This window comes from Synechococcus sp. H55.9 (genome assembly GCF_047462355.1).
Lineage (GTDB): Bacteria > Cyanobacteriota > Cyanobacteriia > Thermostichales > Thermostichaceae > Thermostichus.
The window spans coordinates 1-2,040 of record NZ_JANSJB010000027.1; the positions used below are offsets into that span (position 1 = coordinate 1).

2 protein-coding genes are annotated in these 2,040 nt (G+C 60.2%); one reads left to right on the top strand and one right to left on the bottom strand.

Annotated features, from left to right (window positions below):
• Window positions 1–41: 41 nt before the first annotated feature.
• The gene (locus NW857_RS05340) at window positions 42–1,163 is read right to left on the bottom strand and encodes an LptF/LptG family permease (RefSeq protein WP_414368203.1); all 1,122 of its coding nucleotides are present in this window, start codon (window positions 1,161–1,163) and stop codon (window positions 42–44) included.
• A 261-nt stretch (window positions 1,164–1,424) separates the two neighbouring features.
• Between NW857_RS05340 and NW857_RS05345 the strand changes: the two genes are divergently transcribed.
• The coding region (locus tag NW857_RS05345) for a pyruvate kinase (RefSeq protein WP_414368206.1) at window positions 1,425–2,040 on the top strand (616 nt) is incomplete at its 3' end.

Here is a 2,040-nt window from a genome sequence, read left to right on the forward strand (position 1 = left end):
CTGATCCTACCTCTACCCATCTGGAAAACCCTGCCCGGCAGCTATTGATTGGCTCGGTAGAGCAACCCCAGCCCTACGGCCATACAGATTAAGTTGGGCAACCAAGCCGCCACCGCCGGTCCCAGCGTTCCAATTTGTCCCAGAGCTTGGGTGATGAACAACAGCACATAGAAGGCAAAGATAATCAGCACACTGATGCCCAACCCCAACGAGGAACTGGTGCGCTGCGGGCGCAACCCCAAGGGCGACCCAATGAGGGTGAAGGCCAGGCAGGCAAAGGGAATGGCATACTTTTGGTGGAGGCTGACCTGGAGGCGACGCACCCGCTGCAGATCCCCCGAGCTAGCGATGACCTCAATGTAGCGGCGCAGCTCTTGAATGTTCATCTCCTCAGGGCTGCGGATCTCCTGAGCCAGCTCCAGCGGCGCGCGCGGCAGGCGCAGCTCCTGGCGGCTGAAGGTGGCGATGTTGCTGTAGGTGCCGTCGGGCGAGACGATGTAGTTGGTGCCGTCCTCAAACACCCAGAGGTTCTCCTGGGGATCCCAGCGCCCCCGTTGCGCCAGGAGAATTTGGCTGAGAGCCTCGTTGGAAAAATCGAGGACGATTACGCCGCGCATCTGCTGGCCATCGAAGCTGCGGGCATAGAACTGACGGGTTAGCCCTTGCCGGCGGGAAAAACTGCCGTCCGGCTCCGGCGCAAGGATCTCGCCAAACTCTTGGTAGAGGATATTCTCTCGCCGGAAGTCCGGATCCCGGTTCAAAGCACGGTTTAAAGTCAGGGCCGCCTGGCGGTTGCTCACCGGCACCACCAGCTCGTTGAACAGAAACGTCAACGTCGTCACCAACAGGCTGAGGATGAGAGCTGGCACCACCAGACGGTAGAGGCTCACGCCGCAGCCGCGCAGGGCTGTGATCTCGTTATCGGCAGACAGGCGCCCATAGGCCAGCAACGTCGCCAGCAACATCGACATCGGGAACGTCAAGACGATGATCCCCGGTGCCCGCAGCGCGAACACCTGCAAGGCTGCCGAAATCGATAACCCTGCCTCCACCACCAGGCGCACCAGCTCGAACAGGGATCCCACCGCCATCACCAAGGTTGTGAAAGCTCCCACCCCAAAGAGAAAAGGCAGCAGCATCTCCGAGAGGACATAGCGATCCATCAGGCCCACCGCACAAGCCAGGGAGAACGTGCTCGAGAGCTGACCGACTGAATGGGTGGGGGGTGAATAAAGTTTCACGAAACCAGATCCAGAACAAGCAGTAGGCTGATCCAGCCAGAGCAGCCGGAGGCTGTTAACGACTCTAGACCGGAACGTCGGCAAATGAAAGGTTCATGGCCTCAATCAAACAACTGCTGTCGAGCAAAAGTGAGTCTCAACCTAGAATTGGGCTTGACAGGCTGCTTTCAGAAAGTTGCGAGCATGGCTTCCTCTTCCCCCGATCTCAAAGGTTTGCTGGAAAAACTCCTGGAACTGCGGCAACAAGTTGTACAGGGATCCCAGACCTACTTGGCTGCTTGGGGCTGCTCTGGGGATCCCTCTCCCGCCATGCACAACCTGGCGCGGTATCTGGCTTTGCGGCAACAGGATCTGCGCAGCCTGCAACTGGAGCTGGCCGCCCTGGGGCTGTCGTCGCTGGGGCGATGTGAATCGCGGGTTTTGGAAAGCCTCGATGCGGTAATCGCCATTTTGGCCGCCGCTCAAGGGCTGAGTCATGAAGGACCCAGCTATGAAGCGTTTTACGCCGGGGATATGGCCCTAGAGCAGCACACCGAGGCTCTCTTTGGCCCTCCCTCCCCCCACCGCCGCGCCCGCATCATGGTAACCCTGCCCAGCGAAGCCGCCGAGCAGCCGGAGCTGCTGCTGGAGTTGTTGCAACGGGGCATGGATGTAGCGCGAATCAACTGCGCCCACGACGATCCCTCGGTGTGGGAGAACATGCTGGCCCACTTGCGCCGGGCCGAAGCCCAGACCCAGCGGCGCTGCAAGATTTTGTTCGACCTGGCCGGCCCCAAGATCCGCACCGGCCCGGTGGTTA